The sequence below is a fragment of the Chryseobacterium proteolyticum genome (assembly GCF_046591535.1).
GTDB classification, from domain to species: domain Bacteria; phylum Bacteroidota; class Bacteroidia; order Flavobacteriales; family Weeksellaceae; genus Chryseobacterium; species Chryseobacterium proteolyticum.
Window position 1 is genome coordinate 1,235,721 of record NZ_JBJLWK010000001.1, and the last position, 6,994, is coordinate 1,242,714.

General features: G+C 35.0%; 9 protein-coding genes. 4 read left to right on the forward strand and 5 right to left on the reverse strand.

The genetic code is table 11. The annotated features are described in order from the left end of the window. Window positions 1–144 precede the first annotated feature (144 nt). The 4 genes from ACJ5H0_RS05835 (at window position 145) to ACJ5H0_RS05850 (ending at window position 3,195) form a co-directional block, all read left to right on the forward strand. Window positions 145–1,230: an NADH:flavin oxidoreductase gene (locus ACJ5H0_RS05835; protein ID WP_411248006.1), complete on the forward strand. Its 1,086-nt coding sequence runs from the start codon at window positions 145–147 to the stop codon at window positions 1,228–1,230. Window positions 1,231–1,392: 162 nt separating this feature from the next. Beyond that, window positions 1,393–1,758 (forward strand): DsrE family protein, encoded by a 366-nt coding sequence (locus ACJ5H0_RS05840; protein WP_411248008.1) that lies wholly within the window; start codon window positions 1,393–1,395, stop codon window positions 1,756–1,758. Between the two features lie 76 nt (window positions 1,759–1,834). After that, on the forward strand, window positions 1,835–2,722 hold the full coding sequence (locus ACJ5H0_RS05845) for a helix-turn-helix domain-containing protein (RefSeq protein ID WP_411248010.1): 888 nt from the start codon (window positions 1,835–1,837) through the stop codon (window positions 2,720–2,722). Between the two features lie 8 nt (window positions 2,723–2,730). Then, window positions 2,731–3,195: a nucleoside deaminase gene (locus ACJ5H0_RS05850; protein ID WP_411248012.1), complete on the forward strand. Its 465-nt coding sequence runs from the start codon at window positions 2,731–2,733 to the stop codon at window positions 3,193–3,195. A 3-nt stretch (window positions 3,196–3,198) separates the two neighbouring features. On the opposite strand, the gene ACJ5H0_RS05855 is transcribed toward ACJ5H0_RS05850, so the two are convergent. The 5 genes from ACJ5H0_RS05855 to ACJ5H0_RS05875 form a co-directional block, all read right to left on the reverse strand. Next, window positions 3,199–3,825 carry an NUDIX hydrolase gene (locus ACJ5H0_RS05855; RefSeq protein WP_411248015.1) on the reverse strand — a complete coding sequence of 209 codons (627 nt, stop codon included), beginning with the start codon at window positions 3,823–3,825 and terminating at the stop codon, window positions 3,199–3,201. 69 nt (window positions 3,826–3,894) lie between these two features. Then, on the reverse strand, window positions 3,895–4,566 hold the full coding sequence (locus tag ACJ5H0_RS05860) for a DsbA family protein (protein ID WP_411248017.1): 672 nt from the start codon (window positions 4,564–4,566) through the stop codon (window positions 3,895–3,897). 105 nt (window positions 4,567–4,671) lie between these two features. Next, complete coding sequence (locus tag ACJ5H0_RS05865; RefSeq protein ID WP_411248019.1) at window positions 4,672–5,556, reverse strand: helix-turn-helix transcriptional regulator; 885 nt, start codon at window positions 5,554–5,556, stop codon at window positions 4,672–4,674. A gap of 156 nt (window positions 5,557–5,712) precedes the next feature. Continuing rightward, window positions 5,713–6,276, reverse strand: a complete 564-nt coding sequence (locus ACJ5H0_RS05870; RefSeq protein ID WP_411248021.1) for an NAD(P)H-dependent oxidoreductase — start codon at window positions 6,274–6,276, stop codon at window positions 5,713–5,715. Between the two features lie 527 nt (window positions 6,277–6,803). After that, window positions 6,804–6,994 (reverse strand): tyrosine-type recombinase/integrase (locus ACJ5H0_RS05875; protein ID WP_411248023.1); only part of this gene is annotated, 191 nt, incomplete at its 5' end.

Consider the following 6,994-nt stretch of genomic DNA (forward strand, 5'->3'; position numbering starts at 1 on the left):
AGTCTATTATTACCTTCAGTTATCCGGCATTTTCTATTAAGGTTAAAAACATCCATCATATAATCAAAATCATCCATTTTTAACGATCATATAAAAATCCAACTTTGCTACAGACAAAATAGATAAACAAAAAAATTAAACAAAATGTCTGTTTCTGATTTATTTAAACCTCTCACATTTCTTCACGGTTCTCCGATGAGAAACCGTTTTATGATGGCTCCTTTGACGAGCCAGCAAAGTGATTTTGATGGTACAGCTTCCAAATATGACCAGTTCTGGATGGAACAATTGGCAAAAGGCGGTTACGGACTCGTCCAAACCAGTGCATCTACTGTAGAAGCCGGAGCGATTGCTTTTGAGCGGCAATTGGGAATTCACAGTGATAAACATTTGCCGGGATTAACAAAAATGGCCACGTCAATTCGTGAAGGAGGGGCTTTATCGGCAGTACAGCTTCATCACGCTGGGCATAGAGCCAAACCGGAGTTTGGAGGAATTCCGGCTCCTGCATCGAGTAAAACATTAAAAGATGTCAAAGCTATCTCAACTGAAGAGGTGGAAAGAATTCGTGATAGCTTTATCGAAGCGGCCAAGAGAGCACAATTAGCGGGATTTGATGGAGTCTCTGTACATGGTGCCTTTGGTTGGATCCTTTCTGAATTTCTTTCGCCTAACCTCAATGACCGTAAAGACAAATACGGCGGAAGTGTAGAAAATCGTGCGCGTTTTACCATTGAAGTAATAGAAGGAATAAGGAAAGCTTGTGGTCCCGATTTTCAGATTGGTTGGCGTTTGTCGATAGAGCGATATGGTTTGCGTTTGGAAGAATTACGTGACATCACTGCCGAAATATTTGATAAGGAAATGATTGATTATCTTGATTTAGCTTTGTGGGATTCTGCACAACTAGTGAGAGAAGGAAATTTTCAAGGCCAAACGATGCTAAGTGTTTTTACGGATCTTCCGAGAAAGGGCGTTCGTTTGGGCGCTGCAGGAAAAATTATGAGCGCACAAAGAGCTGGCGAATTACTGGATGAAGGTTGTGATTTTGTATTGATTGCCAGAGCCGGAATTCTTCAACGGGACTTTCCACTTCAGGTAATGGTCAATCCGTTATATGACAGTCCGCCATTGCCTGTAACAGCCGGCTTTCTTCGGAAAGGTGGACTCAGTGAACGTTTTATTGAAACGATGAGAGGATGGCAGACCTTTGTGAAGCCAGGTTCATAAACATTTAAATTATACTTTGAGCGAACTTTTTAATTAAAAAGTTCGCTTTTTTTTGATTAAACAAAAATAAGCTAAAAAAATCTCCATTACAAAGTAAAAATGATCCATTCTATAGCCTACTTTATTCGCACATCTTTGCAGTGTAAAATAAATTTTTAAACAATGAAAAAAACAGCAATTATTATTCTTTCTGACCCAAAGTCTGGATCGGAAGAAGCTTTAGGAAGAGTGTTCAATGCTTTGGCATCAGCTTATGAATTCAAGCACGCAGGTGAAGATGTGAAAATCATTTTTCAGGGAACAGGAATCAGATGGCCGGAACAGTTAGAAAAAGCAGATCATCCAGTTCACGGCCTCTACAATGAAGTAAAAGCTTACGTTCATGGTCTTTCTAAAGGTTGTGTGGCAGTATTTGGAACAGAAGTTTCAGGGTATGAATTATTGAATGAAAACGAAGTTCCTGGAACACCTGGTTTGCCAAGTCATCTAAATTTAAGAAATGAAGGTTATGATATTTTGATTTTCTAACCTTGTCATTAAATTGCTCTTTGAAATTTTCAGAGGGCAATTCTGATTTAAAAATAATAATTAAATTGCAGAGGCAATGCTATCACAATCTGTCTACACGCTCGTAAATGAGCAAAACGGAAATCTGGCTTTCAAACTTTTCGAGTTTGATAACAACAGCTATTTTGACCATATTCAGCGGAATAATTATTTTACTTTAATCCTGATCAATTCGGGAGAAGGTATTGCAACGGTTGACCTGTGTGATTATTCTTTCACGGAAAACACGCTTTTCGCATTTTATCCCTATCAGCCTTTTATGCTGCAGTCTTCGAAACCGATTATGGGAGTTTCGATTCAGTTTCACCACGATTTTTTCTGTATCTACAGGCATCATAAGGAAATTGCTGCGAATGGAATTTTGTTCAATAATATCTATCAACAACCGTTTATTGTTCTGAATGAATTCAGTAAAAGTTCGATTGTAAGTTTGATCAACGGAATTGCCAATGAACTTAAAAACGATGCTTTCAGAAAGGATGAGGTCTTGATTTCATACTTAAAAATTTTACTGGTTACTGCTACAAGAATTAAACTGGAGCAGCAAACCGTTCAAAATTCCGAAACCGCAAATATTAAGCAACAGTTTATTATTCAGAACCTTAAAAACGCGATTGAGGATAATTTCCGAACCAAACATTCCGCCAGTGATTATGCAGATTTATTGAACCAGACTCCGGCGTCGCTTGCAAGGATTACGAAAAGTCATTTTAATAAAACGCTTTCTGATTTGATTACCGAACGAATTATTATCGAGGCTAAAAGAGAGCTGTATCTTACAGACAAAACAATTAAAGAAATTGCCTACGAGCTCGGCTATGAAGATGAGTATTATTTTAGCCGATTATTCAAGAACAAAACTGATATTTCGCCCCAAATTTACAGGAATACCATTGGTTTCAACAGAGGGGCAGAATCTAATTAGAACAAAACATGAACAACTACAATCAATATATGCTTCAATGCATCGAACTAGCAAAACAGGCTTTGGAAAAAGGAGATCCACCGGTTGGTTCTATTCTGGTTTTTGAAGATAAAATTATCGGCAAAGGAATAGAATCAGGAAAATCAAGCGGAGATATTACACAACACGCCGAAATTTTAGCGGTAAAGGATGCTTTAAAAAATGGTTATCGGGATGTTTTGGAGAAATCTGTGATGTTTTCAACACACGAACCTTGTATTATGTGCTCTTATCTTATAAGACATCATAAAATTTCCAAGTTGGTATTCGGAGTTTCCGTTCCTCTTGTAGGTGGAAAATCTTCTGAGTTTAAAATTCTTGAAACGGAAAATGTTACGAAATGGGGAAATAAGCCGGAAATTGAATCAGGAATTTTACAGCACGAATGTGAGCTATTGAATGAAAAATTCGCAGAATATCTAGCAAAGCAATAAAACTTAAAGTTTTAACACTGTTAATAATTCAATAATTATTTTTGCTGTTGCACCCCAAACTTTATGACCGTTGACTTCATAATAAGGTGTTGTCACCAAATCTCCGGGAATACTGATTTCATTGCAACCTATAATATTCGGATCTGAAAAGTACTCCACTTTTAATTCAAAAATCTGCTGAACTTCACGGGAATCAGGTTTGAAATTTGGTCGATGTGGAAGAAATCCAACCACAGGCAATACATTGAAATCACTTGGACCGATATAAATTTTAGTTAATGTTCCTAAAATTTTGACTTCATCAGGATTTATTCCAATTTCTTCCTTAGCTTCACGAAGTGACGTTTGAAGATTTACATCCGAAATTTCAAATCTTCCACCAGGGAAACCAATCTCATTCGAGTGAAAACCATTGTAAGAATTTCTCAAAATCAAAGGAAAATAAATTTCATTGTTAATTGGATATAACAGCATCAAAACAGCACTTTTACGGGTTTTCTCAGTAGGTTGTAACGTCAGATAGCTTGCATAAAGAGCTTCCATTATCTGATGTGCTTTTTCTCCCGGAAGTTCTTTTTTAAGGTTTTCCTGAATCTTTTCAATGGATGAAGAAAAATTTTGCTTTTTCATAATTGAAGTTTTAACGGATTAAAAAGTCGGCTAATCTATTTGTTAACAGATTATAGCCGACTCACAGTCTTAACATCCACAGGAAATATCTGAGCAAGATTGCTCGCTGACACGTTCAGGGATTGACATTGTTGTTAGAGTTTCCTCAATTATTTCTTTTAAACTTTCAAAAGATTGGAAGCCGTGCGTAAGAATTTTTACAATTCCATTTTCAAAGGTCAGTAAAGTTGGAAATCCTTTTACCCCTAGTTGTTTACTGAATTGAAATCCTTGGGCAGTTTTCCATTTCATCGCTTCAGAATGGAAACTTTCCAGAAAAATATTCTTATCAACCCCTATCTCTTTAGCTAATTTTGCCAAAACCTCAGCATTGGTAATGTCTTTTCCTTCTACATAAAATGCGCTCTGCATCAGACTCAGAAATTCACAATCTTTCTCCGGTAAAAACCTTTGGACAACAACTAATGCCCTGCTTGAAGGTTCTGTGTCGTAATGAAAACTATCTGAAACAAATTTCATTGAATGGTCAAAATATTGACCACTGCGAAGGTTTACATTTCTCCAGTGGTATTCAAGGAAATCTTTATATTCTTTGGTTACTTTCTGCTTGCTTTCCGGTGCAAAACCTCCTGAAATAATTTGTAAATCAATATTCGGATAGCTTTCTTTCAGTTTTTTCATCACCGGACTAAAACCATAACACCACGAACACATCGGGTCTGTAAAATAATACAATTTCATAATTCTAATTCTTTAAATTTCTAAGACAAAGTTCGGTTCGTTTTGCATGAAATGATTTCTTAAAAAGTTCAAAAACTATCGTGAAAAGTTTTGAATGATTTTGTGCTAAAGTTGCTGTCGTAACTTTTTCGGTGTGTTTCTATATTTCTGTTTAAATGATGCGATAAAATGAGCGGGAGTTTCAAAACCTACTTCATATGCTATTTCCGTAACGTTCTTTTCTGAGTTTTTTAATAACTCGTAAGACTCTTCCAATCGGCGCTGCATAATCCATTTTCCGGGATTGGTTTTGAAAGTCTGCACAAATTTTCTTTTAAAAGTCGATAAACTGCAGTTGGCAAGAAAAGCATATTGTTCCAAAGAGATATTTTCTTTGTAATTGTTCTGCATTAATGTAACCAAATCTGGATTCTGATGATGATCAAAGCTGCGTAATCTTTTTTCAAAATGATAACCTTTTGGGGAAGAAATAAGAATCTGAAATAATTCTCTGATTTTAAATGGTAATAGAACTTGTATACGCTCTTTATTCTGATGTAACTCAAAATAAGATTTAAATTGAGCGACAATAGAATTCATTAATTCATCTTCTTCTAGAACAGCAATATCTCCCCACAGACAGTCTTCAACTTGGATTTCAGAAGTATTTTTACAGTCGAAAATGGTATCGATTTGCGACTGGAGCCACGCATCAGAAAAAAAGATAATCATTAATTCATATCCTTTTTCTTCATCTTCAATTTTGTCGGAAACAAGATAAGAACCTTTCTTCATAAAAAGACCTGAACCTGCCGGAATAGTCATTTTTCTTCCGCATCCTAAAATCTCTTTTGTCCCGTGCAGAACAATACCAATCATATTCATAGGAACGCACATATGAGCCCTGATGATTTCCTGATTAGCCTGATAATGCATTACCTGAATATCCTCATTCCAAGATAAAACCTCGGGATCTTCTTTGATAATTTTGCTGCAATTCAGATATTTCATTATTCAGTAATTTTCTTGCTGTGACCGCAAAACTGATGAATTTAAAACTGCTAAAAAATGGACAATTTTGATTTTGTAATGGATAAAATTTTATGCGTTCATATTTTTAATATAAAAAAGAGATGTCCTTAAACATCTCTCTTTTAGTAACTTGCACTAAGCAACAATTATATCTTCCTTCTCACAATTAAAATGATCCAAAAAATCCAAATATAATGGTACGCTTCTTTCCACCCACTCTTCCGACGGCTCAAAGGTCATTCCGTAATATGCAAAATGGGACTGATAATCGGCCTTTATCCAATCAAACATTGCTTCATACGGATGAGTGAGATCATCAAGGTTGAATTTTAACGGCGTCCCACGTTGTAAATGTTCTTCTTTCAATCCTAATGAAATTGCCAAAGCAACCTTCTTTCCTCCAAATTTAAAACCACTTGAGCTTCCGTAAGCCCAGCCGTGAGTAAGAACTTCATCAAACCATTTTTTTAACAATGCAGGGCCATAATACCAATAATATGGAAACTGGAAAATGATATGATCGTGCTCCTCAACCAGTTTCTGCTCTGCTTCAATGTCGAATTTCTGATCAGGATAAACTTTGTGTAACTGATGAATATGAAACTTCTCAGGATGTTTTTCTAATTCTGCAAGCCATCTTTTGTTAATCACCGAATTATCCATATCAGGATGTGTGATGATAATTAATGTCTTTTTCATTTTAAATTTCAGGTATTTAATTATATTTTGATAAGACAAAATTAGATCAGGAATTGAGATACTTATTTCATTAAAAGTTCAAAAAGTATCGTTGAAAGTTCAGAGTTGTTAATTGCTAGTATGTATTGAAACTGATAACTGTTATCTTGCTGAAGCCTCCAAAATTCGGACATTATTATTTGTTAACTATTTTATTTAACTTATCAAGGTAAATTCTTATAAAACTTACTTAATACATTAATTAAACATTCTATATTTTTTTAATTCAATCTTGAGAAAAGACAATCAAAGTAAACTAATATCAAATTATTTCAATTTTTACTATTCTGAATACATAAAAATTAAATTGTAGAATATTAAAAAATAAATATTTGATTAACCAGTTCCTGTTTAATTTGGCTCAAACAAATCAAATCATCGATGAAAGAGTTTGAAGATATGCTCGTCTTGGTCCCTTAACAGTAATTATTTTAGACTTTCCGTTTTCGATTAATGACTGTTCTACCAAGATAATTGAGCAAGAACGACTATTTTTGTTCTCCAAGTTTACCTTTTAGAGTTAACATGTCGTTACTCAATTTTTCATCCAAGATCTTAGCATATTGTTGTGTAGTTTTAATATTTTTATGCCCCAGCATTTTGCTCACGCTTTCAATCGGTACTCCATTAGACAATGTAACAGTAGTAGCAAAAGTATGTCTTGCTATATGAAATGTCA